A 25,984-nucleotide genomic window follows, 5' to 3' on the forward strand; every position below is an offset into this window, starting at 1 on the left:
ACGGCCGGAACGAATGATCCACGGGAAAGGTATTGCCCCGCCGGGGATTCCGCTGCTAGACATCGCCCATGACCGGGTATTCCCCTGACGCCACCGACTGGCGCATCCTCGACGCCCTGCAGAGCAACGGCCGTGCCGGCTACGCCGAGTTGGCGCGCGCGGTGAACATGTCCGCGAGCGCGGTCACCGAGCGGGTCAGGCGGCTGGAGGAGGCCGGGGTGATCGGCGGCTACACCGCCGTCGTGGACCCGGAGAAGCTGGGACTTCCCGTCCTCGCGTTCGTGCGCCTGCGCTACCCCAACGGCAACTACAAACCTTTTCACGACCTGCTGGCCGCCACGCCCGAGATCCTGGAGGCCCACCACGTCACCGGCGACGACTGCTTCGTGCTGAAGGTCGCCGCCGGCTCCATGCGCCACCTGGAGGAGGTCGCCGGCCGCGTGGGGGCGCTGGGCGCGGTGACGACCAGCGTGGTGTACTCCTCGCCGCTCCCCCGCCGGGCGCTCAGCCGGCGCAGCGAGCCGTCCGGTGCCGTACGGCCGAGCCGGAGCGCTCCTTGACGACCTGCAGCTGAGCGGGGATGCGCCGGCGCAGGTCGGCGACGTGGCTGACGATGCCCACGGCGCGGTCGCGTGCCCGCAGGGAGTCCAGGACGTCCAGCACTTCGTCGAGGGTCTGCTCGTCGAGGCTGCCGAAGCCCTCGTCGATGAAGAGGGTCTCCAGCCGGGTGCCGCCGGCCTCCTCGGTGACCACGTCCGCGAGGCCCAGGGCCAAGGAGAGGGAGACGAAGAACGTCTCGCCGCCGGAGAGGGTCGCCGTGTCGCGCTCGCTGCCGGTCCAGGCGTCGACGACGTGCAGGCCGAGGCCGGAGCGGCCGCGGCCGCCGGTCCTGGCGTCGGAGTGGACGAGCGTGTAGCGCCCGGCCGACATCCGCTGCAGGCGGGCCGTCGCCGCCGCGGCGACCTGCTCCAGCCGGGCGGCCAGGACGTAGGACTCCAGGCGCATCTTGAGCTCGTTGCGGGCGGAGGTGCCGGCGGCCAGCGCGGCCAGCTCCGCCACGCGGTGGTACTCCTCGCGCAGCGGCGCGAGCCGCCGCACGTCGGCGGTGGCCTCGGCGGAGAGGCGGTCCAGCTCCTCGCAGCGGGTCCGGGCCGCGGCGGCCCGGGCGAAGGCCCGCTGCAGCGCCTCGTGCGCGGTGTCGGCGGCGGCCCGGGCGGCCTGCGGGTCGGCGGGGGGCGCGGCAGCTGCCGCGACCAGCTCCGGATCGGCCAGCTCGGCGGCCACCGCCAGTTCCGCGGCCCGCCACTGTTCGAGCCGCTGCTGCAGTTCCCGCTGCCCGGCCGCATCCATCAGCGCGTCGGCGGCCTCGCGCGGCCCGGCGAAGCCGGCGCGGGCGGCCGCGCCCGCGAGGTCCGCCTCGGCGGCCGCCAAGGCGGCAGCCGTGCGGGCCGCCTCGCGCGCGGCCTCGGCCGCGGCGGCCAGGGCCGCGAGCCGGTCCTCCAGCAGGGCGGCCCGGTGGGCGACGCTCGCCTCGCCGCCGCGGGCCCGGTCCAGTTCGTGCTGCAGCGACTCCCGTTCGCGCTCGAGGTGCTCGCGGCGGGAGGTGCGGGAGGCAAGGCGCAGCCCGGCCTGCTGCCGGTCCTCGCGGCGCCGCTCGTACTCGCGCTCGGCCGCGGCCAGCGCCTCGCGGGCGGGCAGCAGATCGTGGGAGGCGCGGGTGGCGGCGGCGTGCCGGTCCTCCAGCTCGGCGAGGGCGCCGGCGAGGCCGTCGGCGCCCTCGTCGCCGGCCTCGGCCGTGGCCGCGGCCAGTTCCTGGTGCAGGGCGCGCAGCCGGCCCTCGGCGGCCTCGCGGCGCGCCTCGGCGTGCTGGTGGGCGGCCAGGGCCGCCTCCTCGGCCGCCCGGTCCACGTGGCCGGCCCCGGGCCGGGCCGGGGCGGGGTGCTCGGTGGCGCCGCACACCGCGCAGGCCAGGCCGGGTTGCAGGCCGGCGGCGAGCTCGGCGGCCATGCCGTCCAGGCGGCGTTCCTTCAGGTCGAGCCAGTGGGCGCGGGCGTCGAGGGCCGCGCTGCGCACGGCGGGCAGGCCGGCCTCGGCCTCCTCGCTCTGCCGGGCGAGGGCGTCGCGGCGGCGGGCGGCCTCCAGGCGGCGCCTCGCGGGGGCGAGCGCCCCGGCGAGCCGCTCGGCCAGGCCGACCGCGTCACGGGCGGTCTCGATGCGCTGCCGGTGGTGTTCGCGCGTGGTCTCCCAGACCGCGAGCCACTGGTCGGCCTCGGCCAGCGCCTCCTCGTCGGCGCGGGCCTCGGCCTCCAGGGCGGCGGTCTCGGCGACGATGCCGGCAGCGCGTTCCTCGGCCCGGCGGGCGGCGGACAGGGCGCCGAGCTCCTCGCGCAGGGTGCGCTCGGCGGCGGCCAGTTCACCGGCATCGTCGGCACGGTGCGCGGCGGGCAGTGCCTCGCGGGCCTGTTCCTCGGCGGTGGTGGCGGCGCGGTGCGCGGCGGCGGCCTTCTCGCGCAGCTCCAGGGCCGGCGCGACGGACTCGGCGGCCTTGGCACGCTCCAGGCGGGCGCGGGCCTCCTCGTACGCGTCGCGGCGTGCGGCCAGCGCCTCGCCCCGGCGTACGGCCTCCGCGTGGCGGATCCGGTTCGCGGCGAGGCGGGCTGCGCTCTCGGCGTGCTGTTGGGCGTCGCGGTGGGCGTCCTCGGCGGCTCGTACGGCGACCTCGGCGACGGCGAGGGCCTCGCGGGCACCTGTGCGGGCGAGGGCGGCCCACTCGAGCACGGCCTCGGCGAGCCCGGCCTCGCCGGCGGCGAGTACGGGGGGCTCGGCGGGGCGGCGGCCCTGGGCGGGCACGGTGGCGCGGCGCGTGGAGGTGGAGGGGCCCCGACCCTGCCCTTTGACCGTTTCCTGGGGGCCGGCACCGGACGGCCCCGGCGCGCGGCGGGAGCCGTCCCGCACCGCCGTCGACGGAGACGGTGTGGCCACCTGCGGCAGGGTGGGGTCGGCCGCTGCCTGCTGCATGCGGTGGGCCAGGGCGAGCAGGTGCTCGTCGCCACCGCGCACGCGCGTCTCCGCCGCGCGGCGCTGATCGGCCAGGCGCTCCTCGACCGCCAGGAAGCGGCCGGTGCCGAAGAGGCTGCGCAGCAGCTTGCCGCGGGCGGCGTCCTCGGCGCGCAGGAAGCGGGCGAAGTCGCCCTGCGGCAGCAGCACGACCTGGCAGAACTGTTCCCGGCTCATGCCGAGCAGCTGCCCGATCTCCTCGCCGATCTCCTGGTGGGAGCGGCTGAGGCCCTTCCATTCGGCTGCCCCGGCGGGCTTCTCGCGCAGGGCGCTGAAGGCCTTCTCCTTGGTCAGGCCGCTGCCGCGCTTCTTGGGCCGGAGCTGTTCGGGCCGGCGGGTGACCTCCAGGCGGCGGCCGGCGACGGTGAACTCCAGCACGACCTCGGTCGCCGTGCCGGGTTCGGCGTGGTCGCTGCGCAGGGCGAGGTCGCTGCCGCGCCGGGTGCCGGGGACCTCGTTGTAGAGGGCGTAGCAGACCGCGTCGAGGACGGAGGTCTTGCCGGCGCCGGTGGGGCCGTGGAGCAGGAAGAGCCCCGCTGCCGACAGGTCGTCGAAGTCGATGTGCTGGGTGCCGCCGAAGGGCCCGAAGGCGGTGATCGTCAGCCGGTGGAGCCTCACCGGGCCACCTCGCGGACGGTCTGCTCGGTGCGTACGGCGTCCAGGGCGGCGGTGAGCACGGCGCGTTCGGCGTCGTCGGGGCCCCGGCCGCGCACGTGGGCCACGAAGTCCTCGGCGATCTGCTGGTCGGTGCGGCCGCGCAGCCGCTGGGCATAGGAGGCGGGGGCGTCGTCGCCGGGGGCCCGTTCGGGGTCGAACAGCAGGCTGAGGACGTGCGGGAAGCGGCGGGCGAGGCGGGCCATGGGGTCGGCCGGTCGCACGGGGTCGGTGAGGGTGGCCTCGACCCAGGCGTCCTCGTGCGCGTCGAGGGCGGGGTCGGCGAGCAGGTCGGCGAGGTGGCCGCGGATGCGGGCCAGGGGCCGGGGCACGGGGCAGTCGATGCGCTCGGCGGTGATCTGGCCGGATGGGCCGAGGTCGACGAGCCACATGGTCTTGCGGTGGTCGGCCTCGGAGAAGGAGTAGGCGAGCGGGGAGCCGGAGTAGCGGACGCGTTCGGCGACGGTCTGGCAGCCGTGCAGGTGGCCGAGGGCGACGTAGTCGGCGCCGGCGAAGGTCTCGGGGGGCACGGAGGCGACGCCGCCGACGGTGATGTCGCGCTCGCTGTCGCTGGGGGTGCCGCCGGTGACGAAGGCGTGGGCGAGGACGACGGAGCGGGTGCCGGCGGGCCGGGCGGCGAGGTCGGCGCGGACCCGGTCCATGGCGGCGCCGAGCACGGCGGCGTGCGTGCCGCCGTCGGCGCCGAGCTGCTCGCGGACGAGGGCGGGTTCGAGGTAGGGCAGGCCGTAGAAGGCGACGTCGCCGTGGTCGTCGGGCAGGACGACGGGGGTGGCGCAGGTGGCGGGGTCGGTGCGCAGGTGTATGCCGGCACGGTCGATGAGGCCGGCACCGACGCCGAGGCGGCGGGCGGAGTCGTGGTTGCCGGAGATCATGACGGTGGGCACCGACAGGGCGGCGAGGCGGTGGAGGGCCTCGTCGAAGAGCTCGACGGCGGCGAGCGGGGGGACGGCCCGGTCGTAGATGTCGCCGGCGACGAGGACGACGTCGACGCGGTGTTCGCGCACGGTGTGCACGAGGTGGTCGAGGAAGGCGCGCTGGGCCGCCAGCAGGCCGACGCGGTGGAAGGACCGGCCCAGGTGCCAGTCGGAGGTGTGCAGCAGCCTCACCGGAGGGCTCCGGCCCGCATCTCGTCTCCTCCGCAGTCGCCCCGTGCCACATCCGCTCCGCGCGGCACCCTGTTCCTCACCCGGCTCAGTTTCTCATCGTTCAGGTTCTCATCGTTCAGGCGTCGCCGTACGCCTCTCCGCCGAGGTCGAGGCGCGCGGTGCCGGCGGTGGTGTCGGCGAGCCAGGCGCGGAAGTCCTCGACGTCGGCCTCGGGCAGGCCGATTTCGATGCGGACCTCGCTGCCGTAGGCGACCTCGCGCACGTCCCGGCCGGTGGCGCGCAGTTCGTTCTGCAGTTTTCCGGCGCGCTGGTGGTCGGTGGTGACGGTGGCGAGCCGGAAGCGGCGGCGGGTGACGGTGCCGAGGGTGTCGAGGGCCTCGCCGACCACACCGCCGTAGGCGCGGATCAGGCCGCCGGCGCCGAGCTTGACGCCGCCGAAGTAGCGGGTGACGACCGCGACGACGTAGCGCATCTCGCGGCGCAGCAGCATCTGCAGCATGGGGACGCCGGCGGTGCCGCCGGGTTCGCCGTCGTCGCTGGCCTTCTGCACGGAGCCGTCGGCGCCCAGGACGTAGGCCCAGCAGTGGTGGCGGGCGGTGGGGTGCTCCTTGCGGACGCGGGCGAGGAACGCCTGGGCCTCCTCCTCGGTCGCGGCAGGCGCGAGCGCGCAGAGGAAGCGCGACTTGTTGATCTCGATCTCGTGCACGCCCTCGTGGGCCACCGTGCGGTACTCGTCCTGCATCCCGCCAGCCTAAATGCTCGCCCGCAGGCGGGAATGGGGGGCGGTGACCGGTCGTTGAGCGGGCATGTACGCAGAACCGGGAATCATCCGGAAGATCATCGAGGAGACCGGCGACACCTGGGCGGTGGTCGGTCTCTCGTCCAACGAGCGGCGTGCGGCCTTCGGGGTCGCCGGGGTCCTGCAGCAGTACGGCAAGCGCGTCGTTCCCGTGCACCCCAGGGCGGAGACGGTGCACGGCGAGCGGGGGTACGCCTCGCTCGCGGAGATTCCCTTCGACGTGGACGTGGTGGACGTCTTCGTGCGCTCGGAGCTGGCGGGCGCGGTGGCGGACGAGGCCGTGGCGATCGGCGCGAAGGCGGTGTGGTTCCAGCTCGGGGTGGTCGACGAGGACGCCTACGACCGGGCGCGGGCGGCCGGGCTGCTGATGGTGATGGACCGCTGCCCGGCGATCGAGATCCCCTCCCTGGGCCTGCGGGCCGCGCGGCGGCAGAAGGCCGGCGCCCCGGGCCAGGGGCCCGGGGGTGCACTGCCCGCCTGGTGAGACCGGTCGCCCGGGCCTGCGTTAGCGTCCCTTCATGATCACCACACGCCCGGCGGGTCCCGAGGACGCCGCCGAGATCGTACGGTTGCGCCGGCTGATGTTCGCCGCGATGGACGGCCATGACGCGCCCGGTCCCTGGGAGCGGGAGGCCGAGCGGATCGCCCGGGAGCAGTTGGCGGCCGCGCAGCCGGTCCTCGGGGCGTTCGTCGTGGACGGCGTCCCCGGCGAGGGGCCCGCGCATCTGGCGGCGTGCGCGGTGGGGCGGCTGGAGGAGCGGCTGCCGGCGCCCGGTCATCCCACCGGGCGCTTCGGTTTCGTCTTCACGGTCTCCACGGACGCGCGGTACCGGGGCCGGGGGTACGCCCGGGCGACGACCGAGGCGCTGCTCGGCTGGTTCGCCGAGCGGGGCGTCACGCGTGTGGACCTGCACGCGACGCCGGACGCCGAGGCGCTCTACCGGAGCCTGGGGTTCGCCGAGCACTCGCTCGCCCTGTCGCTCGACGTCTCCCGGCGCCCGGTGCGGCCCTGAGCGGCGCCTGCCCGCCCGGGTGGAGCGGTCAGCGGGCGGGCGGGACGGCGACGGCCATGGTCATCTCGACCGGTTCGGTGCCCGCGTTGCGGTAGACGTGGGGCACGTTGGCCTCGAAGGTGGCGGACGTGCCGGCCGGCAGGAGGTGTTCCTCGCCGTCGACGACGAGGGTGAGCTCGCCCGCGGTGACGCGCAGCAGCTCGACGGTACCGGCCGGATGGGCGTCGGAGACGCTGCTGTCGCCGGGCATGATGCGCCAGTCCCACAGCTCCAGCGGTCCGCGGGCGTCGGTGCCCACGAGCAGGGAGGTGTGGCTGCCGGCCTCGGTGGACCACATGCGCACCGCCTGCTCGCGGTGGACGAGGCGCACGCGGGCGCCCTGCTCGTAGTCGAGGAGGGTGGTGATGCTCACGCCGAGCGCGTCGGCCAGCTTGACCGTGGTGCCGACGCTGGGGTTGGTCCGGGCCTGCTCGATCTGGATGATCATGCCGCGGCTGACGCCCGAGCGGGCGGCGAGGGCGTCGAGCGTGAAGTGCCGCTCGGCACGCCAGTGCTTGAGGTTGCGGGCGAGCGATTGCGTGAGCTGGTCGAGGTCCGTCACGATGCGTCCCGTTCATCCCGTCGAAAATAATGTTTCAAGAAGTTCAGTCTCATGCACTACGGTGTCGTGGACGCCACCGTCCATCACACTGTACTGCGAGGTCTTCCCCATGACACCGGTCTTCGCCCTGCTCACCAGCCTGATGTGGGGGCTGGCCGACTTCGGCGGAGGGCTGCTGACCCGGCGCATGCCCGCGCTGACCGTGGTCCTGGTCTCGCAGCTGCTTGCCGTCGTCGCACTGGGCGCGATCGTGGTGGGCACCGGCGGCTGGTCCGAGGCCGGACCCCAGCTGTGGTACGCGGTCGCGGCCGGCGTGGTCGGCCCCGCCGCCATGCTCGCCTTCTACCGGGCCCTGGCGCTCGGCCCCATGGGCGTGGTCTCCCCCCTCGGGGCGCTCGGCGGCGTCGCCGTCCCCGTCGGCGTGGGCCTGGTCCTCGGCGAACGGCCCGGCCTGCTGCAGCTCGCGGGCATCGTGGTGGCGGTCGCCGGCGTCGTCCTCGCCAGCGGCCCCGGCCTCGGCGGGGCGCCCGTCCAGCGGCAGACCCTCGTGCTCACCCTCGTCGCCGCCTTCGGCTTCGGCTCCGTGATGGCCCTGATCGCCGAGGCCTCGCACAACCTGACGGGGCTTTTCCTCGCCCTGTTCGTCCAGCGCCTGTGCAACGTGGTCGTCGGCGCCGGCGCCCTGTACGCCTCCGTGCGCCGCGGCTCCCCCGCCCTGCCCGAAGGCGGCCGGAGCGCGCTGCGCGGGGCGCTGCCCGCCCTCGCCTTCGTGGGACTGGCCGACGTCGCCGCCAACGGCACCTACAGCATCGCCGCGCACAGCGGGCCCGTGACCGTCGCGGCCGTGCTCGCCTCGCTGTACCCGGTGGTCACCGCGCTGGCCGCGCGCGGCTTCCTCAGCGAGCGGCTGCGCACGGTGCAGGCCGCGGGTGCGGGCCTGGCCCTGGTGGGCACCGTGCTCCTCGCAACGGGCTGACGCCGGCCCGCCCGCTTTCCGTTGCGGCCGGCCGGCGGGGGCGCCAGAGTGATCCCATGACGGGTCGGGCCGGCTCGGGCGGCGGTCCCGGGCGCGAGGAGCCCGGGACGGCCGTACTGATCGTCGGCGGCGGCCCGGTCGGGCTCACCGCCCGCGCCCTGCTGGAGCGCTGGGGCGTGCCGACGCTGCTGGTGGAAAAGCGGGACGCACTCTCGCCGTTCCCCCGCTCCCGGCTGGTCAACGTGCGCTCGATGGAGATCTTCCGCCACCTCGGCCTCGCCGCGGCGATCACGGCCGGGGCCTTTCCGCCGGAATACGGCCGCATCCGCTTCCGGGACACCCTGGACGGCCGCGACTTCGCCACCGCGGCCATGGTCGGCATCGACGCCCCGGTGCCCGAGAGCCCCGTGCGGGGCGTCGTCACCTCGCAGGACCGGCTGGAGCCCCTCCTGCTCGCCGCGGCGGACGCGCCCGTACGGTTCGGGGTCGAGCTCACCGGCCTGAGCGAGGACGACGACGGCGTCGTGGCCGCCCTCGCCGACCACCGGCGCGGCGGCGGGACGCGCGTGCGGGCCCGGTACGTCCTGGCCGCGGACGGCGCGGGCTCCACCGTCCGGCAGTTGCTGGGCACCGGCACCACCGGCCCCGGGGCACTGGGGAAGTTCACCACGGTCGTCTTCGACGCCGACCTCGGCCGCTGGACCGCCGGCCGGCCCGCCGGGGTGTACTTCACCGCGCACGGCATGCTCGCCCCGCTCCACCCCGAGGGCGGCTGGGCCTGGTTCGTCCCCACGCCCGAGGACGGCAGGCGCGCCGACTGGCCCGCCCTCCTCTCGCAGGCCCTCGGTACCGGCGCGGGGGTGCGGGCCGAGGTGGTGCGGGTGCAGCACTGGGTGATGAACGCGTTCGTCGCCGCCCGCTTCGCCCACGGCCGCGTCCTGCTGGCCGGCGACGCCGCGCACGCCATGCCGATCGTCGGCGGCCTGGGCATGAAACACCGGCCTCGGCGACGTGCACAACCTGTGCTGGAAACTGGCGGGCGCCGTCCACGGGTGGGCCGGCCCGGCCCTGCCGGAGACCTACGGGGAGGAACGGGAACCCGTCGCCCACCGGACCCTGCGGCAGACGGTGGCCAACACCCGGCTCCTGGTCGATGTGCAGAACCGGCGCGCCGAGCAGCGCCGGCGGGGCGAGCCGGCACCGGACCGGGTGGAACTGCCCTGGTCGAAGGAGTACTTCGCCCAGCTCGGTCTCGTGCTCGGCGTCGCCTACCGCTCCGGGGCGGTCCTGCCCGGCGCCGACGCCCCGCCCGAGCCACCCGGCACGGGCACCGACTACGTCCCCACCCCGCACCCCGGCCACCGCATGCCGCACCTGTGGCTCGCGCCCGGCCGCTCCACGCTCGACGCCTGCGGCCCGTGGTTCACCCTGTTCACTCCGGACCCCGCCCGGTGGGCGCACCCCGCCACCGGACCGTGGCCACTGCGCGTCGAGGCGCTTCCCGCCGCCCACACCGGCCCCTGCGACCTCGGTCCGCACGGAGCCCTGCTCGTCCGGCCCGACGGCCACATCGGCGCCCGCTGGCGCGAGGGCCCCGAGCGCAACACTGCCCTCCGGCACGCTCTGACCCGCATCACCGGCGTGACGACGCCCTGACGGCGCTCAGCCCTCCATGGCCTCACGGTGGGCTGCGGCCAGGCCCGTGTACATCTCGGCGTTGAGGCGGATGTGCGCGCGCTCCTCCTCGGTCAGCTCCCGCCGGACCTTGGCCGGCACGCCCGCGACCAGCGAGCCCGGCGGCACCTGCATGCCCTGCGGCACGAGCGCCTGCGCGGCCACCAGCGAACCGGCGCCGATGCGGGCGCCGTTGAGGACGGTCGCGCCCATGCCGATCAGCACGTCGTCCTCCACCGTGCAGCCGTGCAGGACGGCGTTGTGCCCGACCGTCACGCGCTCGCCCACGGTAACGGGGAAGCCGGGGTCGACGTGGACGGTGCAGTTGTCCTGGATGTTGCTGCCGGCGCCCAGCACGACGGGGCCGCAGTCGGCGCGCAGCACCGCGTGATACCACACGCTCGCCCCCGGGCCGAGGGTGACGTCGCCGAGGACGACGGAGGTCGGCGCGGTGAACGCACTCGCGTCCACGCGCGGCTCCTTGCCGGCCACGCCCCTGATCAATGCCTGCTGCGCCATGTCCGCTCCTCGCCGCGCACCGGTCGATCCACTGCGCACCGTATGCGACACCGCGCCGGGGCGCCGGAGGGTGCGGCACAGATCACAGGCGTAGGACTCGCAGCCGTACGACTTGCAGCCGTACAGCGAGGGCCCCCGGCGCTTGCTGCGCCGGGGGCCCTCGTCGTACGCGGCCGGCGGGCCGTCACTCGGCGGCGGCGACCGCCTCGGCCTCGGCGGGCTGCGCGGCCTCCTGGGCCGCCGCGGTCTTCTTGGCGCGGATGCGCATCACGACGAACGAGCCCAGACCGAAGAGCAGGGCGGCCACCAGGCCCAGCCAGGAGAAGCGCTTGAGCCACTCCTCGGCGACCTTGCCCACGGTGTAGATGACGGCGACCGTGCCGCCGGCCCAGACGATGCCGCCGAGGACGTTGGCGATGAGGAACTTCCAGTACGGCATCTTCAGCACACCGGCCAGCGGGCCGGCGAAGATGCGCAGCAGGGCGATGAAGCGGCCCACGAAGACGGCCCACATGCCCCACTTGTGGAAGGACCGCTCGGCGGTGGCCACGTGGTGGGGCCCGAAGTGCTTGGGGAACCTGCGGCCGAGCCACTCCAGCAGCGGCTTGCCGCCCTTGCGGCCGATCAGGTAGCCGATCGAGTCACCGACGATGGCACCGGCGACGGCGCAGGCACCCAGGACGTAGGGGTTGATGTGGTCCTGGGAGGCGGCCAGCAGCGTGGCGCTGACGAGCACGATCTCACCGGGGAGCGGGATGCCCAGGCTCTCCAGCCCGATGACCCCGCCCACCATGAGGTAGACGGCGATGGCCGGTACCGTCTCGAGCCACTCCTGGATGTGCAACGCCGGTTCCTTCCCCGTACGACAACCTGCTGCCCGGCGTGCGCCGCGGGGCGCACGCCGGGAAGCCTACTGGAGTAAGGACTCTCCAAAGGCCCGCGCGGTTGAGCCGGGGCGGCTACTTGTTCGGGCGCAGGGTCCACCAGATGGTCATCTCGCCGGTCTCCGCGCCGTCCTCGCGCGTGATCGAGACGCGGACGGGGAACTCGGGGCGCGCTCCGGCGTCGAGCTCGGCGAGGATCTCGGCGGCGGGGCGGCCAAGCTCGGCGGTGGCGGTGACCGGGCCCATGGCGAGCTTCTTGTAGGCGATCTCGGAGCGCACGGCCAGCGGCGTGGCCCGGCCGAGCTGGTCGCCGAAGGCGGCGAGCACGATGGCGCCGCTGGCGGACTCGGCGAGGGTGAACATGGCGCCGGCGTGCGGGCCGCCGACGTGGTTGTGGTACGCGGGCTGGTCGGGCAGGCGCAGCACGGCGCGTTCGGCGCCGGTCTCCTCGAACTCCAGGTTCAGGGTGCGGACCATGGGCACGGTGGCCGCGAGGAGGTCGCCGGTCGAAGTCGGGCTCTGTGACATGCCGCGAAAGTTACCAGCCAGTAGCCCGGTCGGGAAGGGGCCGCCGGTTACCCGGGGTTCCCGGGCCCTCTATATGGTTGTCGGCCATGTGGCCAGGACAGCAGCAGCCCGGCGGAGCGCAGAACCCGCAGGATCCCCAGGGCAACCCGCACCAGCAGCCCGGGTACGGATACCCCAACCCCTACCAGCAGCCCGCGCCCCCGCAGGCGGGCCCTCCCCAGCCCAACCCCTACGCACAGCAACAGCCCACCGTCCCGCAGTGGCCGGCACCGGGCATGCCGGCCACTCCCCCGCCGGACGGCGGCCGGGGCCGGCGCACCACCGTGATCGCGGTCGGCGCGGCGGTGGCGGTGGTCGCCGCGGCCGTGATCACCGGGGTGGTCGTGCTGAAGGACGACGACAAGGGCAAGGACCCGGTGCCGGCCGCGAAGGACGCCTCGCCCTCGGCGAGCGCCCCGTCCGCGGCGCCGTCCAGCGCGGCGCCCGGCAACAACCCGCGGGCGGGCGGCAGCGACGCCAAGCCGGTGATCGCCGGCTGGAAGGTCGTCGTCAACCCCAAGCGCCATGTGGCCTACGACGTGCCGGCCGACTGGGACGTGGCCACGACGGGTTCGGGCGTGACCATCCCCGACACCTCGGAGGCGGGCCGCAAGGAGGGCAAGCTGGCCGAGGCGATGTCCTCGCCGGCCTACTTCCAGCGCGAGCAGTGCGTCGTGAAGAACGACAAGGGCTACGACGAGACGTACTCGGCCGCCATCACCGGGGCCAAGGGCGCACAGGGCGCCAAGAATCTGCAGGAGGCCGCCGAGAACTCCGCCGCCAGCTGGGCCTGGGCGATGTTCGACCAGGAGAAGAAGGGCAAGTTCGACATCGGCAAGGCCCAGCCGTTCACCAGCGACCACGGCATCACGGGCTTCACTGCCACCACGTCCGCCAACAACGTGCCCAAGGGCAACAAGTGCTCCAGTGACGGCAAGGCGTTCTCGGTGGCCTACAAGGACGCCAACGGCGACTTCCAGACGTGGATCTTCTCGGGCGTCAAGGGCAAGGACAACGAGGTGCCCGACGAGACCATCAAGAAGATCATGAGCACGCTGCGGCCGCTGACCTCGTCCTGAGCGGCCTGCTTCAGCCGATGCTGAACGTGCCGCCCGGCGGCTCCGGCGAGGCGGTCGCCTCGGCGTCGGTGACCGGGTGCGCGTCGGCGGTGAAACGTTCGAGCGCCGTCCCGTGCTCCACCCGTGCCGGGAAGGCGTCGGCGGCGGCCCGGCGGGAGAGGGCCGCCACCGGCAGCTCGGTGCGGGCGGCGACGAGCACGGCGTTGCCGAAGCGCCGCCCGCGCAGCATCGGCGCCTCGGCGATCAGGCACAGGTGCGGGAAGACCGCCGCGAACGTGGCGACCTGGGAGCGCAGGAAGGCGAACGGCGCCCCGTCGGCGAGGTTGGCCACGTAGTGGCCGCCCGGGCGCAGCACCCGGGCGGCGGCGCGCGCGTACGCGACCGAGGTCAGGTGCGCGGGCACCCGCGAGCCGCCGAAGACGTCGGCGACGACGACGTCGGCCGAACCGGCCGGGGCCGCCTCCAGTGCCGCCCGGGCGTCGCCGGCGCACACCTCGATCCCGCTGCCGGCCGGCAGCGGGAGGTGCTCGGCGACGAGCTCGATCAGACCGCGGTCCGCCTCGATCACGCGCTGGCGTGAGCCGGGGCGGGTGGCGGCGGTGTAGCGGGGCAGCGTCAGGGCACCGCCGCCCAGGTGCAGCACGTCGAGCGGCAGACCCGGGGCGGCGACGGCGTCGAGGACGTGGGCGACCCGCCGTGCGTACTCGAACTCCAGGTGGGTGGGCTCGTCCAGGTCGACGTACGACTGGGGCGCGCCGTCCATGGTCAGCAGCCAGGCCCGGTCCCGGTCCACGTCGGGCAGCAGCTTGGCGGTGCCCAGGTCGACGTCGCGGGTCACGGGTACGGGTTCGGCCATCCGTTCATTGTCCCCCGGCCGGCAAGGGGCCGGTGACCACCCCGGTGCCCACCGTGCGCCCGTCCCGGCGCACGGCGAACGGCAGGCCCCGGGTGAGGGCCACGGCCCGGTCGAGTTCGACGGTCGAGGTGGCCGCCCCCGGTGGCTGCACGAGCGTGCCGACCGCCTCGGCGGTGCGCAGGTGGAAGCGGAGCGCCTGGCCGGCGCCGACGCCGGCGGACAGGGCCACGTGGGCGCGGAAGCGCCGCAGCGGGGTGATGCCGCCCGGGGCGGTCACCACGTCGCCGCGGAGCGCCGCCCGGGCGCCGGGGCCGGTCAGCAGCAGGGTGAGCCTGTCGCCGGGTTCGGCCCCGTCCATGAGGCGGCCGAAGGTGCGCAGCTCCGCGGCGGTGGCGCTCGCGCCCGCGCCGGGCAGCTCCACGCGCTCCCCCGGCCGGAGCGTGCCGCGTTCGACGGTGCCGGTAACGGCCGTCGCGCCACCGGGCAGGTGCCGCACGTGGGAGAGCGGGAGCAGGAAGGGCGCATCGGCGTACCGCACCGGCGTGGGCACATACGTGTCGACGGCGTCGACGAGCGCCTCCAGCGCCGCGCGCCAGCGCGGGTCGCCGGCCAGGGCGGCCCGCGCGTCGACCCGTACGACGGGGACGTGCCCGCCCCCGTGGGCGGCGAGCAGCTCGCGCACCCCCGCTTCGGCGCGGGCGCTGCGGGCGTGCCCGGCGCTCGCGGCCCGGGTCAGGGCGACGACGACGTGGTGGACGCCGGCGGTGCGGGCCAGCAGCAGGTGCTCGGCGGTGGACGGGGTGACGCCGTCGTGCGCCGAGACGACCAGCAGCGCGCCGTCGAGCCCCCACAGGCCGGCGATCAGGGCGGGCAGGCGGCGGGGCCGGCCGGGCAGGTCGGCGTGGGCGTAGTGGCGGGTGCCCGTCTCGTACTCCACGTACGGCGCGCCGAAGGGCGCGGGGGCACCGAGCAGGTGGGCCAGGGCGGCGGTGAGCGTGGTCTTGCCGTGACCGCGGTGGCCGAGGGTTGCGATGGTCAGGTGCGGTTTGGTGCGGGCGTAGGCCGGTTCGGGCATGGCTCCTTCCGGTGCGCGGTGTCCCGGCGCCTCGCACCGTCTCGATGCTCGCGCACCGGCTGCGGCCCGTCGAACGGTTTTCGCCGCCCGGGGCCGCGGGCGTCGGTTACGCTCCTTCGATGCTCGATACCGCCGTGCCGTCCCCCGGGCCCGCCGAGCGCTGCGTCCGTGCGCTGCTGTCCCCCTGGTTCCGGCTGGGGCTGCTCGTCGTGCTGCTCGGCGGTGCGGTCGCGGCCGTGCTGCTGTGCCGTCCGGAGCGGATCCTCGCCGACGGCTGGCCGGCCCAGCTGTCGGGCGGCGCGGCCCCGGTGCTCTTCGCCGTGGCGTACGGGCTGTGCACGGCGGCGTTCGTGCCGCGCCCGGTACTCAACGTCGCGGCGGGTGCCCTCTTCGGCGGCCCGGTGGGCACGGCGGCGGCGCTGGTGGGGACGGTGCTGGGCTCGGCCCTGTCGTTCGGGCTGGGCCGGCTGCTGGGGCAGGAGGCGCTGCGTCCGCTGCTGCGGGGGAAGTGGCTCAGGGCCGCCGACCGGCAGCTGAGCCGGCACGGCTTCCGCTCGATGCTGGCGTTGCGGCTGCTGCCCGGGCTGCCGTTCGCGGCGATGAACTACCTCGCGTCCGTCTCGCGCATGGGCTGGCTGCCGTTCCTGCTGGCGACGGCGGTGGGCAGCGTGCCGAACACGGCGGCCTACGTCGTCGCCGGGAGCCACGCCACCTCGCCCACCTCGCCGGTGTTCCTGGCCGCGACGGGCTTCATCGCGGTCACGGGCGCGGCGGCCGTCGCGGTGGCCTGGCGGCGCCGGCCGCGTACGCTGCGGGCCGCCCTGGCCCGCCGCCGCGCCGAGCGCGGCGTGGGGTGAACCCCGGCCGTACCCCGCCGGTACGGCCCATGAACTCTTCGTACACCAGCCCGTATTACGTCAAAGCGTTCGCTGATCCGTGAGAACGTACCGGCCGGTGGACCGGCGGCGGATCATGCCCGGTCGAGGACGCTGGGGTGGGCGCGACGTTCATGAGCTGGTTCGAATCCTTCCTTCTCGGGCTCGTCCAGGGCCTCACCGAGTTCCTGCCCGTCTCCTCCAGTGCCCACCTGCGGCTGACCGCGGCGTTCGCCCACTGGTCGGACCCGGGGGCGGCCTTCACCGCGGTCACGCAGATCGGCACGGAGGCCGCGGTGATCCTGTACTTCCGCCGGGACATCGGCCGCATCCTCGCCGCGTGGTTCCGCTCGCTGCGCGATCCGGCGATGCGCCGCGACCAGGACGCCCGGACGGGCTGGCTGGTGATCGTGGGCTCGCTGCCGATCGGCGTACTGGGCCTGCTGCTCAAGGACGCGATCGAGGGCCCCTTCCGGGACCTGCGGCTGATCGCGACGACCTTGGTGGTGATGGGCGTCGTGCTGGGCGCGGCGGACCGGTCGGCCGCGCGCGACGAGCACCGCCCGGGTGCGCACGAGCGGGCCGGCGGCCGGCACCGGGCGGTGCGGCGACGCAAGGGGCTGGCCGAACTCGACGCCAGGGACGGGCTGGTCTTCGGCCTGTGCCAGGCCATGGCCCTGATCCCCGGGGTCTCGCGCTCGGGCGCGACGATCAGCGGCGGTCTGTTCCTCGGCTACTCCCGCGAGGCCGCGGCCCGTTACTCGTTCCTGCTGGCGATCCCGGCGGTGCTCGCCTCCGGCCTGTTCGAACTGAAGGACGCGGGCGAGGGGCACACGGCGTGGGGGCCCACCGCCCTGGCCACGGTGGTGGCCTTCGGGGTCGGCTACGCCGTCATCGCGTGGTTCATGCGGTTCATCTCCAGCAGGAGCTTCCTGCCGTTCGTCGTCTACCGCATCCTGCTGGGCCTGTTGCTCCTCGCCCTCGTGGGGGCGGGCGTCCTCGGCCCGCACGCGGGCGGCTCCGCCGGCTGACCTGCGGCGACTTCTTCGACTGACGGGACCTCAAAAGGCCGCCGGCGCCGGATCATCCCCCGCATGACCCGGCGCCGGCGGCGCAGCCGTCCTCCGTGCAGCACAGAGGACAACGTGACGCAGCGCCAAGTATACTGGCTGGGAGCCAGCCAACACAGGAGTTAATTGCATGTGCCCGCGCAGCCCAGCGGTGAACGAGGAGTTGCGCCGGCGATCGCGCGAACGACTGCTGCAGGCCACCGCCGAGCTGGTCGACGAGCGCGGCTTCGAGGAGACGACCCTCGGGGACGTCGCGGACCGCGCCGGTGCGGCGCGCGGGCTGATCTCGTACTACTTCCCGGGCAAGCGCCAGCTGCTGCAGTCGGCCGTGCACCGGCTGATGCACCTGGAGATCGACGCCTACTACGCGCGCACTCCGCTGCCGTGCGACGGGCGGGAGCAGCTCGCCCGGGCCATCGACGCGATCCTCGACCTCACGCGCAAGCATCCGCGACTGATGCGCCAGCACATGGCCAACATCCTGATGACGGAGACCTTCATCCGCTGCCCCGACCAGCAGCGCCTGTCCTCCCTGTTGCAGGAGACGATGGCCGAGTTCGGCTCCGCCGACCCCGAGGCCGACTACCGGATGCTGCGGGCCCTGATGATGGGGGCGGTGGTGGCGGTCCTGGTGCCGGGCATGCCGATGCCCACCGACCGGTTGCGCGTCGAGCTCTTCCAGCGCTACGGCCTGCCCTGGGAGCTCGGCTTCCCGCCCGGCGACCCGCCGCCGACGGGGGTGTGAACACTCCCGGCGCGCCAGGGCATCTGCCCTCGTGCGCCGGGGAGTGCGATCCTGGGGGCTCGAAAGCGGAAGGAGCCGCCGTGCTTCGCGTCGCAGTCGTCGGATCGGGTCCCAGCGGGGTCTACACGGCCCAGGCCCTGGTGCAGCAGCGCAGCGTTCCCGGCGTCACCGTGGACGTCCTGGACCGGCTGCCCTGCCCGTACGGGCTGGTCCGCTACGGCGTGGCCCCCGACCACGAGAAGATCAAGTCGCTGCAGAACACCCTGCGCACCGTGCTGGAGATGCCCGGCGTGACCTTCCTGGGCAACGTGTCCGTGGGCGAGGGCCCGGGCGCGGTGTCGCCGCGCCGGCTGCTTCAGGCCTACCACGCCGTCGTCTACTGCGTCGGTGCGGCGAGCGATCGGCGGCTGGGCATCGAGGGCGAGGACCTGCCGGGCAGCTTCTCGGCCACCGAGTTCGTCTCCTGGTACAGCGCCCATCCCGACGCGGCGCCCGGCGGGTTCGTGCTCGGCGCCCGGTCCGTGGTGGTGATCGGGGCCGGCAACGTGGCGGTCGACGTCAGCCGGATACTGGCCCGCGGCGCCCCGGAGCTGCGGGCCACCGACGTCCCCGAGGCCGTCCTCCGCGCGCTCGCCGGCAGCCGGGTCAGGGACGTGCACATGGTCGCCCGGCGGGGCCCGGCCCAGGCCCGGTTCACCACCAAGGAGCTGCGCGAACTGGGCGCCCTGCCCGGCGCCCGGCCGCATGTGCACGCCGAGGAGGCCGCCCTCGACGCCGCCTGGGCGGACCCGGTGGGGCTGCCGGGGCCCGTGCGGCGCAACGTCGAGGTGCTGCGGGAGTGGTCGCAGGTCCCCGCGGCGCCCGGTGCGCGCAGCATCCGGCTGCGGTTCTTCCTGCGACCGGTGGCGCTGCTGGGCGACGACGCGGTGCGGGCGGTGCGCTTCGAGCGGACGGTGCCGGACGGCAACGGCGGCGTGGTGGGCACCGGGCGGTTCGAGGAGATCGAGGCCCAGCTGGTGCTGCGGTCGGTGGGCTACCGCGGGGTGCCGGTCGACGGCCTGCCCTTCGACGCCGAGCGGGGCACGGTGCCCCACCACCAGGGCCGGGTGCTGCGCGCGGGGGCGGCCTCGGCCGGGGAGTACGTGGCGGGGTGGATCAAGCGCGGCCCCACGGGCGTCATCGGCACCAACCGGCCGTGTGCGAAGGAGACGGTGGGCTCGCTGCTGGCCGACGCCGAGGCCCTGCTGGCGCGCCGCCCGGCCGCCGATCCGCACGAGCTGCTGCGCGCGGCCGGTGCGGAGGTGGTCCGGTGGCCGGGCTGGCTGGGCATCGAGGCGGCCGAGGCGGCGCTCGGGCGGGGCCTGGGCCGCGGCCCGGTGAAGATCGAGGACTGGCCGGGGCTGCTCAGCGCTGCCCGGCGAGCCGCTGCTCCTGGTGGTCGAGGGCGGTGAGGACGCCGTCGAGCAGCCCGGGGAAGAGGGCGTCGAGGTCGGCCCGGCGCAGCCGGTTGACCTTGGCCGTGCCCTGGTAGACCTGGTTGATCACACCGCTCTCGCGCAGGACGCGGAAGTGGTGGGTGGTCGTCGACTTGCTGACCGGCAGCTCGAAGTCCGAACAGCACAGGTCCCCTTCCTCGTGGGCGAGGGCGCGCACGATCCGCAGGCGCAGGGGGTCGGACAGCGCGTGCAGCACGCCCTCGACGCGGATCTCGTCCCGGGCCGGGTGCGCCAGGGGGCGGCCGGTCGGCGTGGTCATGGCGGGTCCTTCCCCGTACGGCGGTGGGACCCCATGGTACGAGGATCCTCGTAATTACCGCAGGCGTCGGGTGACGGGTGCAGCGCCCGGGCCCCGGCGGCCCCGTTCGTCGCAGCGTTCGACCGCCACGAGGGCGACGTCGTCGCGCAGCGTGCCGCCGGAGTGGGCGAGCAGGTCCTCGTGCACGCGCTGGACCAGGCGCTGCGGGTCCCGCTCGCGCCAGGCGGCGACGCGTTCGAGCAGGGGGTAGAAGACGCCCTCCGGGCTGCGGGTCTCGATGACCCCGTCGGTGTAGAGCAGCAGCAGGTCGCCGCGCTCGTAGGGGAAGGCCTCGGCGGTGTAGTCGCTCTCCGTCAGGCTGCCGCCGAGCCCCAGAGGCAGGGCCGGCTCGCGCACCGCCAGCTCGCTCACCTCACTCCCGCGGATGCGCAGCGGGGGCGGGTGACCGCAGTTGACCATCAGCAGCTCCTCCCGCCCGTCGGGGATCTCGACGATCACGGCGGTGATGAACCCCTCGCCCCCGTTGTGCTCGCCCGAGGGCTCCCAGTAGATGGTGTTGTGCAGGTGCGCCACCAGACGCGTCAGGGGCGGGTTGCGGTGCGCCGCCGCCCGGTAGGCGCCCAGCAGCAGCCCGGCGTCGCCGACGGCCGTCAGGCCCTTGCCACGCACGTCCCCGATCATCACCCGGGTGCCGCCGGTGGTGCGCACGGCGGCGTACAGGTCGCCGCCGATGCGCGCCTGCGCCGCGGCCGCCACGTACACCGCGGCCAGGCGCAACGGCCCCATGCGCGGCGGGATCGGCCGCAGCAGGACGCGCTGGGCGACGTCGGCCACCGAGCGGGTCTGGTCCAGCACCCTGCCCCGCCGCTCGTGCATGTAGTTCAGGCCCATGACGGAGAGGGAGACGACGACGAGGGCGATGACCTGCGCCTCGTGGTTGGCCGACGTCAGCGTGCCGAAGGCGACTCCGATGAGGACCTGCGCGGCCACGGCGAGGGCACCGACCAGCGCGGTGAGCCGGGGGCCGCCGAGGGTGGCGGCGACCGCCGGGGCGACCGCCAGCAGCGGGCCGAGGTGGATGTCCGGACCCGTCAGCAGGTCCGCCGCCGTGATCACCACGATGAACGCCAGCGGCACCGCGAGCAGCGCGCGGCGCGGGCGCGGCGGCCCGGGGAGTGCGGGCAGGTGGTGCGGCAGGCGCATGTTTCCTGCATACATTCACCGCGCGCCGCGCGCCTGTCCGGCGCGTCCGGGCCGCCCCCACCGGCGCACTTATACGAAAGGATTCGTACTTCGATGATTCCCGTAGTACGGTGATGGCCGTACTTAGCGCGCAGCGCCGGACGTCGCTGCCGTCTGCGGAACGGAGTCACGTTGAGTTCCCTCTTCGAGCCCCTCACCCTGCGGTCCCTGACCGTCCCCAACCGGGCGTGGATGTCCCCCATGTGCCAGTACAGCGCGGACACCACGGGCGAGCACACGGGCGCCGCGAACGACTGGCACCTGGCCCACTACGCCGCCCGGGCCACCGGCGGAACCGGGCTGATCCTGCTGGAGGCCACCGCCGTCAGCCCCGAGGGTCGCATCAGCCCGGCCGACCTGGGGCTGTGGAACGACACGCAGACGGCGGCGCTGCGGCGCCTGACCGGCTTCCTCAAGGAGCACGGCACGGTGCCGGGCATCCAGCTCGCCCACGCCGGCCGCAAGGCGTCCACCGACGTGCCCTGGCGCGGCGGCCGGCCCGTGGGCCCCGAGGCGGCCGGCTGGCAGCCGGTGGGCCCGAGCCCGGTGCCGTTCGCCGGCGACCACCCCGCGCCGCAGGAGCTGACGGTCGAGGGGATACGCAAGGTGGTCGCCGACTTCGCGGCGGCCGCCCGGCGGGCCCGCGAGGCCGGCTTCGAGGTCGTCGAGGTGCACGGCGCCCACGGCTACCTGCTGCACGAGTTCCTCTCCCCGCACAGCAACCACCGCACGGATCAGTACGGCGGGTCGTTCGACAACCGCATCCGGCTCGCCCTGGAGGTCGTCGACGCGGTGCGCGGCGAGTGGCCCGAGGAGCTTCCCGTCTTCTTCCGCGTCTCGGCCACCGACTGGCTCGCCGAGGACGAGGGCGACGACCGGCCGGGCTGGAGCGCCGACGACACCGTGCGCCTGGCCCGGGAGCTGCGGGCCCACGGCGTGGACCTCCTGGACGTCTCCACCGGCGGCAACGTCCCCGACGCACGCATCCCCGTGGGCCCCGGCTACCAGGTGCCGTTCGCCCAGCGGGTGCGCGAGGAGACCGGACTGCCCGTCGGTGCGGTGGGGCTGATCACCGAGCCGCAGCAGGCGGAGAAGATCATCGCGGCCGGCGAGGCCGACGCCGTCCTCCTCGGCCGCGAACTGCTGCGCGACCCGCACTGGGTCCGGCGCGCGGCCGGAGCGCTCGGCGGCGCGGCGCACACGCCCCGCCAGTACCTGCGCGCCGTGTGAGCACCGCCCCGCACGGCGGCCGCCCGGGCCCGCGCCCGGCGGCCACCGTGCGGGTTCGTGCGATCACGGGGTGAGCCAGTAGAGTGACCGGCCGTGGCTGCACGACCCTTGAACGAAATCGTCGAACCGGGCTGGGCCAAGGCGCTGGACCCGGTGGCCGGACGCATCGCCGCGATGGGCGACTTCCTGCGCGCCGAGATCGCCGCCGGCCGGACCTACCTGCCCTCCGGGGCGAACGTGCTGCGCGCCTTCCAGCAACCGTTCGACGACGTCCGGGTGCTGATCGTGGGTCAGGACCCCTACCCCACCCCCGGGCACGCCGTCGGCCTGAGCTTCTCGGTGGCGCCGGAGGTCCGCCCGCTGCCGGGCAGCCTGGAGAACATATTCCGCGAGCTGCACACCGATCTCGGCCTGCCCCGGCCCTCCAACGGCGACCTCACCCCCTGGACGCGGCAGGGCGTGCTCCTGCTCAACAGGGCGCTGACCACCGCGCCCCGCAAGCCCGCCGCCCACCGCGGCAAGGGCTGGGAGGAGGTCACCGAGCAGGCCATCCGGGCCCTGGTCGGGCGCGGCAAGCCGCTGGTGGCGGTGCTGTGGGGGCGCGACGCGCGCAACCTGCGCCCTCTGCTGGACGGGGTGCCGTGCGTGGAGTCCGCACACCCCTCCCCCATGTCCGCCGACCGCGGCTTCTTCGGCTCGCGCCCCTTCAGCCGGGCCAACGACCTGCTGGTGCGCCAGGGTTCGGCGCCGGTCGACTGGCAGCTGCCCTGACGCCCGGGCGGTGGCGGGCTGTAAGGTGCGCGCCATGTCGCTTCCTGCCGGTCCGGTGCTGGGTGTCGACTCGGGCGGTTCGGGTCTGCGGATCGCCCTGACCGACCCGCGGACCGCCGGCCCGCCGCTGACCTGGTCCTCGCCGGTGCCCGTCGGCGTGGGACCGCGCGGCATCGACGCACCCGGACTCCTGGAGGGCGTACTGCCGGCCGCCCGGGACCTGCTCGCGGCCGCCGGCGCGGCGCACTGCGCCGCCGTGTGCGTGGGCGCCGCCGGCATGGCCACCCTCGGGGACGACCTGCACGCCGTCCTGCCCGGCGTCCTGCGCGCCGAACTCGGCGCACGACGACTCGCGCTCGCCGCCGACGCCGTCACCGCCTACGCCGGCGCCCTCGGCCAGCGACCGGGCGTGGTGGTCGCGGCCGGTACGGGCCTGATCGCGCTCGGCACCGACCTGCGGCCGGGCGCGGGCTGGCGGCGCGCCGACGGCTGGGGGCACCTGCTGGGCGACTGCGGGAGCGGCGCCTGGATCGGGCGGGCCGGGCTGGAGGCGGCCATGCGCGCGCTCGACGGACGTGACGGCGGCTCAGCCGCACTGCTGCAGCGGGCCGAAGCGCTCTTCGGCCCGGTCTGCGGGCTGCCCGCCCTGCTCTACCCCCGACAGGACCGGCCCGCCGTGCTGGCCTCCTTCGCCCCCGAAGTGGCCCGCTGCGCCGGGACGGACGCGATCGCGGCCGGCATCCTGCGCGCCGCGGCCGGGCACATCGCCGTCGCGGCCGCCGCGGCCTGCCCGCCGCCGGACGGCCCCCCGGCCCGGGAAGTGGCGCTGACCGGCGGATTGTTGCACCTGGGCGAGCCCCTGCTGGGGCCGGTGCACGAGGAATTGCGGGCGCGACTGCCGCACGCCCGGCCGGTGGCCGCACAGGGCGACCCGCTCCAGGGGGCGTTGCGGGTGGCCACGGCGCTGGCCGCGGACGATCTGATGCTGCCCGCCGACGGGGCGCTGCTGCGCGTCGTCCGCTGACGGACCGTCCTGACGGCCTGCCCTGACGGCCTGGCTCTGACGGACAGTCGCCCTTTGATCACTTCCGCACGCATGATAAGAGCCAACGAAGAGCACCGAACAAATGCGGACAGACCTTGCTCATTTACCCCCACGTAAACGGTCGAGTCCTATGAACGGCTAACATGCGGCGCCATGAGCTCCCCCACAGGGCCCGCGTCCGGCCTGCCTGTACGAATGCCGCGTCCCCGCCAGCCTGGACGACACCGGCGACCGGAGCCGGTGACCGCTCCGGCGGGTGCTCCCCCGCTGGTGCTGGCCGTGCCCGGGACGCCCGACACGACCACCCGCCGCATCGCCGAGGAGTCCTTGAGCATCGCCCGCTCGGAGCTGCCCGGCCTCGACGCCCGCGTGGGCTACCTGGACGCGCCGGCCGACGCCGACGAGCGCGACTTCCCGGCGCTGGACGCCGTCCTTAGCCGCACTGCGGCCGAGCGCACCGCCCGCGTCGGTGACGCCGCCGAGACCTGGGCGCAGGCGCCGGACGCCGTGGTGGTGCCGCTGCTCGCCGGGCCGGACAGCTCCGTGGTGCGACGGATACGCCAGTCGATGATGAGCAGCGGCAGCGCCGGCGAGCTGACCGACGCGCTCGGCCCGCACCCGCTGCTCGCCGAGGCCCTGCACGTCCGGCTGTCCGAGGCCGGGCTGGCCCGCGCCGACCGGGCCCGGCTCTTCACGGTCGCGACCGCCGCCGACGGCATCGTCCTCGCGACGATCGGCGGCGAGGAGGCGGTGCAGACCGCGGGCATCACCGGCATGCTGCTCTCGGCCCGCCTGGCCGTGCCGGTGCTGGCCGCCGCCCTGGACGAGGAGGGCGCCGTCGCCCGCGCCGCCGACCAGCTGCGCGGCTCCGGCTCCCGCAACCTCGCGCTCGCCCCGTGCCTGATCGGCCCGGAGGTCGACGGCGCGCTGACGGAGATGGCCGCGAAGGAGGCCGGCTGCGCGGCGGCCGAGCCGCTCGGCGCGTACCCGGCGATCGGCCGGCTCATCCTCGCCAAGTACGCCGACACGCTCGGCATCAGCACGCAGCCGGCGCCGGCGACCGCCCCGGCGCGCTGACGCGCCCGCCGGGAAGCACGGCCGGGCCCTGTGCCCGGTGCCGCCTTTCGCCAGGGGTCTTCGCTCACGTGAAGGCCCCTGGCGGCGTTTCCGGCGGCTTTCCGACAGCATTTCCGGCAAGGCTTTCGCTGCGCGGCCGGGCGCCCGTCAGGCGACGACCACGCAGGAGGCCGCCGCCACCGCCACCGATCCGGCGAAGGCCGGTATGCCCGTCTGCGTGTCGACGGTGAACCAGACCACCTCGCCCGAGCGCTCGTTGGCGGCGTAGAGCACCCCGCCGTCGGGGTGCGCGCCCAGATCGCGCGGCCAGTGACCGCCGCACGGCACGGTGCCGCGCAGCACCGCGGCGTCCCCCGAGGCATCCAGAGCGAGTGTGGCGATGCTGTCGTCGCCGCGGTTGGCCGCCCACAGGAAGCGGCCGTCCGCGGAGACCACGGGGGCCGAGGGGTAGGTACCGGTGCCGGCGTCCGGCGGCACCACGCGCATCTCGTCCAGGGCCCGCAGCGTCCCTGTGGCGGCGTCCCAGTGGCAGATCGTGACGGTGGGCGCCAGCTCGTTCAGGACGTACGCCCGGTCCCCGCGCGGGTGGAACACCAGGTGCCTGGGGCCGCTGCCGGGGCGCAGGGGCGCCCGGCCGGCCGGGCGCGGCGCGCCGGCCGGCGGTTCCAGCGCGTAGATCCACACCGCGTCCGTGCCGAGGTCGGCGGAGAGCACCCAGCGCCCGGAGGGGTCGGGCACCACGCAATGGGCGTGCGGCCCGGCCTGCCGGTCGGCGACCGGGCCGGAGCCCCGGTGCGCGAAGACCTCCACCGGCTCGCCCGGCAGGCCGCCCGTACGGATCCGCAGGGCGCTGACGCTGCCCGAGCCGTAGTTGGCGGTCAGCAGCCGGGCCCCGGCCACGGCGAGGTGGGTCGGGCCGTCGCCGCGCACGGGCACCGGGCCGCCCAGGAGCTCCGGGCGGACCGGGTCGGCGAGGGAGAACGCGGCGACCGCGCCCTCCTCCGTCTCGCTCACCGCGTAGAGCACGTCGCCGCCGGGCGACAGGGCGAGATACGAGGGATTGGCGACGGCATCGGTGGCGTGCACGACCTTCAGCGCACCCGTTCCCGGCTCCACCTCGGCGACCGTCAGGCCCGGCCCGCCGGCCTCGGTGAAGGAGCCGATGTACGCCCGGCGCCGCGCCCCGCCGCCCGTACCGTCCTTGCTGCTGTGCGTCATGGCGTCGTCCTCCCCGGCCGGGCTCCTGGCCCCCGCTTCTCACCGTCCGTCGCCCCGACGCTACACCCCGCCACT

The 25,984-nt window shown here is 75.2% G+C and carries 26 protein-coding genes and 1 pseudogene; 15 read left to right on the forward strand and 12 right to left on the reverse strand.

Annotation, left to right across the window (positions count from 1 at the left end; translation table 11 throughout):
• Nucleotides 1-68 precede the first annotated feature (68 nt).
• Complete coding sequence (locus tag AB0K17_RS18440) at nucleotides 69-560, forward strand: Lrp/AsnC family transcriptional regulator (RefSeq protein WP_365965841.1); 492 nt, start codon at nucleotides 69-71, stop codon at nucleotides 558-560.
• On the opposite strand, the gene AB0K17_RS18445 is transcribed toward AB0K17_RS18440, so the two are convergent.
• The 3 genes from AB0K17_RS18445 to AB0K17_RS18455 form a co-directional block, all read right to left on the reverse strand.
• A complete protein-coding gene (locus tag AB0K17_RS18445) occupies nucleotides 505-3,675 on the reverse strand; it encodes an SMC family ATPase (protein ID WP_365965842.1) in 3,171 nt (1,056 codons plus the stop codon). The two genes, AB0K17_RS18440 and AB0K17_RS18445, sit on opposite strands and share 56 nt — an antisense overlap.
• The gene (locus AB0K17_RS18450; RefSeq protein ID WP_365965843.1) at nucleotides 3,672-4,838 is read right to left on the reverse strand and encodes an exonuclease SbcCD subunit D; all 1,167 of its coding nucleotides are present in this window, start codon (nucleotides 4,836-4,838) and stop codon (nucleotides 3,672-3,674) included. Before AB0K17_RS18450 ends, AB0K17_RS18445 begins: the two co-directional genes overlap by 4 nt.
• 115 nt (nucleotides 4,839-4,953) lie before the next feature.
• Nucleotides 4,954-5,580 (reverse strand): YigZ family protein, encoded by a 627-nt coding sequence (locus tag AB0K17_RS18455; RefSeq protein WP_365965844.1) that lies wholly within the window; start codon nucleotides 5,578-5,580, stop codon nucleotides 4,954-4,956.
• Nucleotides 5,581-5,644: 64 nt separating this feature from the next.
• Between AB0K17_RS18455 and AB0K17_RS18460 the strand changes: the two genes are divergently transcribed.
• Both AB0K17_RS18460 and AB0K17_RS18465 read left to right on the forward strand, forming a co-directional pair.
• A complete protein-coding gene (locus AB0K17_RS18460) occupies nucleotides 5,645-6,121 on the forward strand; it encodes a CoA-binding protein (protein WP_365965845.1) in 477 nt (158 codons plus the stop codon).
• Nucleotides 6,122-6,155: 34 nt separating this feature from the next.
• Entirely contained in the window at nucleotides 6,156-6,650 is a 495-nt protein-coding gene (locus tag AB0K17_RS18465) for a GNAT family N-acetyltransferase (protein WP_365965846.1), read from the forward strand.
• A gap of 28 nt (nucleotides 6,651-6,678) precedes the next feature.
• On the opposite strand, the gene AB0K17_RS18470 is transcribed toward AB0K17_RS18465, so the two are convergent.
• Complete coding sequence (locus AB0K17_RS18470) at nucleotides 6,679-7,251, reverse strand: XRE family transcriptional regulator (RefSeq protein WP_365965847.1); 573 nt, start codon at nucleotides 7,249-7,251, stop codon at nucleotides 6,679-6,681.
• 109 nt (nucleotides 7,252-7,360) lie between these two features.
• On the opposite strand from AB0K17_RS18470, the gene AB0K17_RS18475 reads away from it, so the two are divergent.
• The 3 genes and pseudogenes from AB0K17_RS18475 to AB0K17_RS18485 all read left to right on the forward strand — a co-directional run bounded on the left by AB0K17_RS18475 (nucleotide 7,361) and on the right by AB0K17_RS18485 (nucleotide 9,883).
• Nucleotides 7,361-8,227 (forward strand): EamA family transporter, encoded by an 867-nt coding sequence (locus tag AB0K17_RS18475; protein WP_365965848.1) that lies wholly within the window; start codon nucleotides 7,361-7,363, stop codon nucleotides 8,225-8,227.
• A 56-nt stretch (nucleotides 8,228-8,283) separates the two neighbouring features.
• Nucleotides 8,284-9,159 (forward strand): annotated as a pseudogene (locus AB0K17_RS18480) (FAD-dependent monooxygenase); the annotation flags it as partial.
• A 79-nt stretch (nucleotides 9,160-9,238) separates the two neighbouring features.
• Nucleotides 9,239-9,883, forward strand: coding sequence for an FAD-dependent monooxygenase (locus tag AB0K17_RS18485; RefSeq protein ID WP_365983548.1), 645 nt, complete (start codon nucleotides 9,239-9,241; stop codon nucleotides 9,881-9,883).
• 6 nt (nucleotides 9,884-9,889) lie between these two features.
• On the opposite strand, the gene AB0K17_RS18490 is transcribed toward AB0K17_RS18485, so the two are convergent.
• From AB0K17_RS18490 to AB0K17_RS18500, 3 genes are all read right to left on the reverse strand, one after another.
• Complete coding sequence (locus tag AB0K17_RS18490; RefSeq protein ID WP_365965850.1) at nucleotides 9,890-10,420, reverse strand: gamma carbonic anhydrase family protein; 531 nt, start codon at nucleotides 10,418-10,420, stop codon at nucleotides 9,890-9,892.
• 184 nt (nucleotides 10,421-10,604) lie between these two features.
• Nucleotides 10,605-11,264 carry a DedA family protein gene (locus AB0K17_RS18495; RefSeq protein WP_365965851.1) on the reverse strand — a complete coding sequence of 220 codons (660 nt, stop codon included), beginning with the start codon at nucleotides 11,262-11,264 and terminating at the stop codon, nucleotides 10,605-10,607.
• 115 nt (nucleotides 11,265-11,379) lie between these two features.
• Nucleotides 11,380-11,832 carry a DUF4442 domain-containing protein gene (locus tag AB0K17_RS18500; protein ID WP_365983549.1) on the reverse strand — a complete coding sequence of 151 codons (453 nt, stop codon included), beginning with the start codon at nucleotides 11,830-11,832 and terminating at the stop codon, nucleotides 11,380-11,382.
• Between the two features lie 86 nt (nucleotides 11,833-11,918).
• Here AB0K17_RS18500 and AB0K17_RS18505 point away from each other — a divergent pair, with 86 nt between their 5' ends.
• A complete protein-coding gene (locus AB0K17_RS18505) occupies nucleotides 11,919-12,950 on the forward strand; it encodes a hypothetical protein (RefSeq protein WP_365983550.1) in 1,032 nt (343 codons plus the stop codon).
• Nucleotides 12,951-12,960: 10 nt separating this feature from the next.
• Here AB0K17_RS18505 and AB0K17_RS18510 read toward each other — a convergent pair whose 3' ends face one another.
• Nucleotides 12,961-13,806 carry a fused MFS/spermidine synthase gene (locus AB0K17_RS18510; RefSeq protein WP_365983551.1) on the reverse strand — a complete coding sequence of 282 codons (846 nt, stop codon included), beginning with the start codon at nucleotides 13,804-13,806 and terminating at the stop codon, nucleotides 12,961-12,963.
• Nucleotides 13,807-13,810: 4 nt separating this feature from the next.
• Nucleotides 13,811-14,881, reverse strand: coding sequence for a GTP-binding protein (locus AB0K17_RS18515; RefSeq protein ID WP_365983552.1), 1,071 nt, complete (start codon nucleotides 14,879-14,881; stop codon nucleotides 13,811-13,813).
• Nucleotides 14,882-15,000: 119 nt separating this feature from the next.
• Between AB0K17_RS18515 and AB0K17_RS18520 the strand changes: the two genes are divergently transcribed.
• From AB0K17_RS18520 to AB0K17_RS18535, 4 genes are all read left to right on the forward strand, one after another.
• A complete protein-coding gene (locus AB0K17_RS18520; protein ID WP_365983553.1) occupies nucleotides 15,001-15,738 on the forward strand; it encodes a TVP38/TMEM64 family protein in 738 nt (245 codons plus the stop codon).
• Between the two features lie 152 nt (nucleotides 15,739-15,890).
• A complete protein-coding gene (locus AB0K17_RS18525) occupies nucleotides 15,891-16,787 on the forward strand; it encodes an undecaprenyl-diphosphate phosphatase (RefSeq protein WP_365983554.1) in 897 nt (298 codons plus the stop codon).
• A 169-nt stretch (nucleotides 16,788-16,956) separates the two neighbouring features.
• Nucleotides 16,957-17,571, forward strand: a complete 615-nt coding sequence (locus tag AB0K17_RS18530) for a helix-turn-helix domain-containing protein (RefSeq protein ID WP_365965859.1) — start codon at nucleotides 16,957-16,959, stop codon at nucleotides 17,569-17,571.
• An 80-nt stretch (nucleotides 17,572-17,651) separates the two neighbouring features.
• Nucleotides 17,652-19,022, forward strand: a complete 1,371-nt coding sequence (locus AB0K17_RS18535; RefSeq protein WP_365983555.1) for an FAD-dependent oxidoreductase — start codon at nucleotides 17,652-17,654, stop codon at nucleotides 19,020-19,022.
• On the opposite strand, the gene AB0K17_RS18540 is transcribed toward AB0K17_RS18535, so the two are convergent.
• Together AB0K17_RS18540 and AB0K17_RS18545 are read right to left on the reverse strand one after the other, a co-directional pair.
• Nucleotides 18,976-19,326, reverse strand: coding sequence for an ArsR family transcriptional regulator (locus tag AB0K17_RS18540; protein WP_365983556.1), 351 nt, complete (start codon nucleotides 19,324-19,326; stop codon nucleotides 18,976-18,978). The genes AB0K17_RS18535 and AB0K17_RS18540 overlap by 47 nt on opposite strands.
• A 54-nt stretch (nucleotides 19,327-19,380) precedes the next feature.
• Entirely contained in the window at nucleotides 19,381-20,529 is a 1,149-nt protein-coding gene (locus tag AB0K17_RS18545; protein WP_365965862.1) for a PP2C family protein-serine/threonine phosphatase, read from the reverse strand.
• Between the two features lie 171 nt (nucleotides 20,530-20,700).
• Here AB0K17_RS18545 and AB0K17_RS18550 point away from each other — a divergent pair, with 171 nt between their 5' ends.
• From AB0K17_RS18550 to AB0K17_RS18565, 4 genes are all read left to right on the forward strand, one after another.
• On the forward strand, nucleotides 20,701-21,798 hold the full coding sequence (locus AB0K17_RS18550) for an NADH:flavin oxidoreductase/NADH oxidase (RefSeq protein ID WP_365965863.1): 1,098 nt from the start codon (nucleotides 20,701-20,703) through the stop codon (nucleotides 21,796-21,798).
• A gap of 93 nt (nucleotides 21,799-21,891) precedes the next feature.
• Nucleotides 21,892-22,569 (forward strand): uracil-DNA glycosylase, encoded by a 678-nt coding sequence (locus AB0K17_RS18555; protein ID WP_365965864.1) that lies wholly within the window; start codon nucleotides 21,892-21,894, stop codon nucleotides 22,567-22,569.
• A 34-nt stretch (nucleotides 22,570-22,603) separates the two neighbouring features.
• Nucleotides 22,604-23,593 carry a BadF/BadG/BcrA/BcrD ATPase family protein gene (locus tag AB0K17_RS18560; protein WP_365983557.1) on the forward strand — a complete coding sequence of 330 codons (990 nt, stop codon included), beginning with the start codon at nucleotides 22,604-22,606 and terminating at the stop codon, nucleotides 23,591-23,593.
• 174 nt (nucleotides 23,594-23,767) lie between these two features.
• Nucleotides 23,768-24,691 carry a hypothetical protein gene (locus tag AB0K17_RS18565; protein WP_365983558.1) on the forward strand — a complete coding sequence of 308 codons (924 nt, stop codon included), beginning with the start codon at nucleotides 23,768-23,770 and terminating at the stop codon, nucleotides 24,689-24,691.
• Nucleotides 24,692-24,838: 147 nt separating this feature from the next.
• Here the strand turns inward: AB0K17_RS18565 and AB0K17_RS18570 are convergent, their stop codons facing one another.
• Nucleotides 24,839-25,909 (reverse strand): lactonase family protein, encoded by a 1,071-nt coding sequence (locus AB0K17_RS18570; RefSeq protein ID WP_365983559.1) that lies wholly within the window; start codon nucleotides 25,907-25,909, stop codon nucleotides 24,839-24,841.
• Between the last annotated feature and the right edge of the window lie 75 nt (nucleotides 25,910-25,984).

The organism is Streptomyces sp. NPDC049585, from assembly GCF_040675615.1.
Lineage (GTDB): Bacteria > Actinomycetota > Actinomycetes > Streptomycetales > Streptomycetaceae > Streptomyces > Streptomyces luteosporeus.

What these genes read in the sequence shown, in the direction of transcription:
- AB0K17_RS18530 (WP_365965859.1), top strand. Translation starts at nt 16,957, where the DNA reads ATGTGCCCGCGCAGCCCAGCGGTGAACGAGGAGTTGCGCCGGCGATCG.
- AB0K17_RS18460 (WP_365965845.1), top strand. Translation starts at nt 5,645, where the DNA reads ATGTACGCAGAACCGGGAATCATCCGGAAGATCATCGAGGAGACCGGC.
- AB0K17_RS18570 (WP_365983559.1), bottom strand. Translation starts at nt 25,909, where the DNA reads ATGACGCACAGCAGCAAGGACGGTACGGGCGGCGGGGCGCGGCGCCGG.
- AB0K17_RS18545 (WP_365965862.1), bottom strand. Translation starts at nt 20,529, where the DNA reads ATGCGCCTGCCGCACCACCTGCCCGCACTCCCCGGGCCGCCGCGCCCG.
- AB0K17_RS18455 (WP_365965844.1), bottom strand. Translation starts at nt 5,580, where the DNA reads ATGCAGGACGAGTACCGCACGGTGGCCCACGAGGGCGTGCACGAGATC.
- AB0K17_RS18490 (WP_365965850.1), bottom strand. Translation starts at nt 10,420, where the DNA reads ATGGCGCAGCAGGCATTGATCAGGGGCGTGGCCGGCAAGGAGCCGCGC.
- AB0K17_RS18565 (WP_365983558.1), top strand. Translation starts at nt 23,768, where the DNA reads ATGAGCTCCCCCACAGGGCCCGCGTCCGGCCTGCCTGTACGAATGCCG.
- AB0K17_RS18540 (WP_365983556.1), bottom strand. Translation starts at nt 19,326, where the DNA reads ATGACCACGCCGACCGGCCGCCCCCTGGCGCACCCGGCCCGGGACGAG.
- AB0K17_RS18465 (WP_365965846.1), top strand. Translation starts at nt 6,156, where the DNA reads ATGATCACCACACGCCCGGCGGGTCCCGAGGACGCCGCCGAGATCGTA.
- AB0K17_RS18475 (WP_365965848.1), top strand. Translation starts at nt 7,361, where the DNA reads ATGACACCGGTCTTCGCCCTGCTCACCAGCCTGATGTGGGGGCTGGCC.
- AB0K17_RS18500 (WP_365983549.1), bottom strand. Translation starts at nt 11,832, where the DNA reads ATGTCACAGAGCCCGACTTCGACCGGCGACCTCCTCGCGGCCACCGTG.
- AB0K17_RS18525 (WP_365983554.1), top strand. Translation starts at nt 15,891, where the DNA reads ATGAGCTGGTTCGAATCCTTCCTTCTCGGGCTCGTCCAGGGCCTCACC.
- AB0K17_RS18505 (WP_365983550.1), top strand. Translation starts at nt 11,919, where the DNA reads ATGTGGCCAGGACAGCAGCAGCCCGGCGGAGCGCAGAACCCGCAGGAT.
- AB0K17_RS18515 (WP_365983552.1), bottom strand. Translation starts at nt 14,881, where the DNA reads ATGCCCGAACCGGCCTACGCCCGCACCAAACCGCACCTGACCATCGCA.
- AB0K17_RS18520 (WP_365983553.1), top strand. Translation starts at nt 15,001, where the DNA reads ATGCTCGATACCGCCGTGCCGTCCCCCGGGCCCGCCGAGCGCTGCGTC.
- AB0K17_RS18440 (WP_365965841.1), top strand. Translation starts at nt 69, where the DNA reads ATGACCGGGTATTCCCCTGACGCCACCGACTGGCGCATCCTCGACGCC.
- AB0K17_RS18510 (WP_365983551.1), bottom strand. Translation starts at nt 13,806, where the DNA reads ATGGCCGAACCCGTACCCGTGACCCGCGACGTCGACCTGGGCACCGCC.
- AB0K17_RS18560 (WP_365983557.1), top strand. Translation starts at nt 22,604, where the DNA reads ATGTCGCTTCCTGCCGGTCCGGTGCTGGGTGTCGACTCGGGCGGTTCG.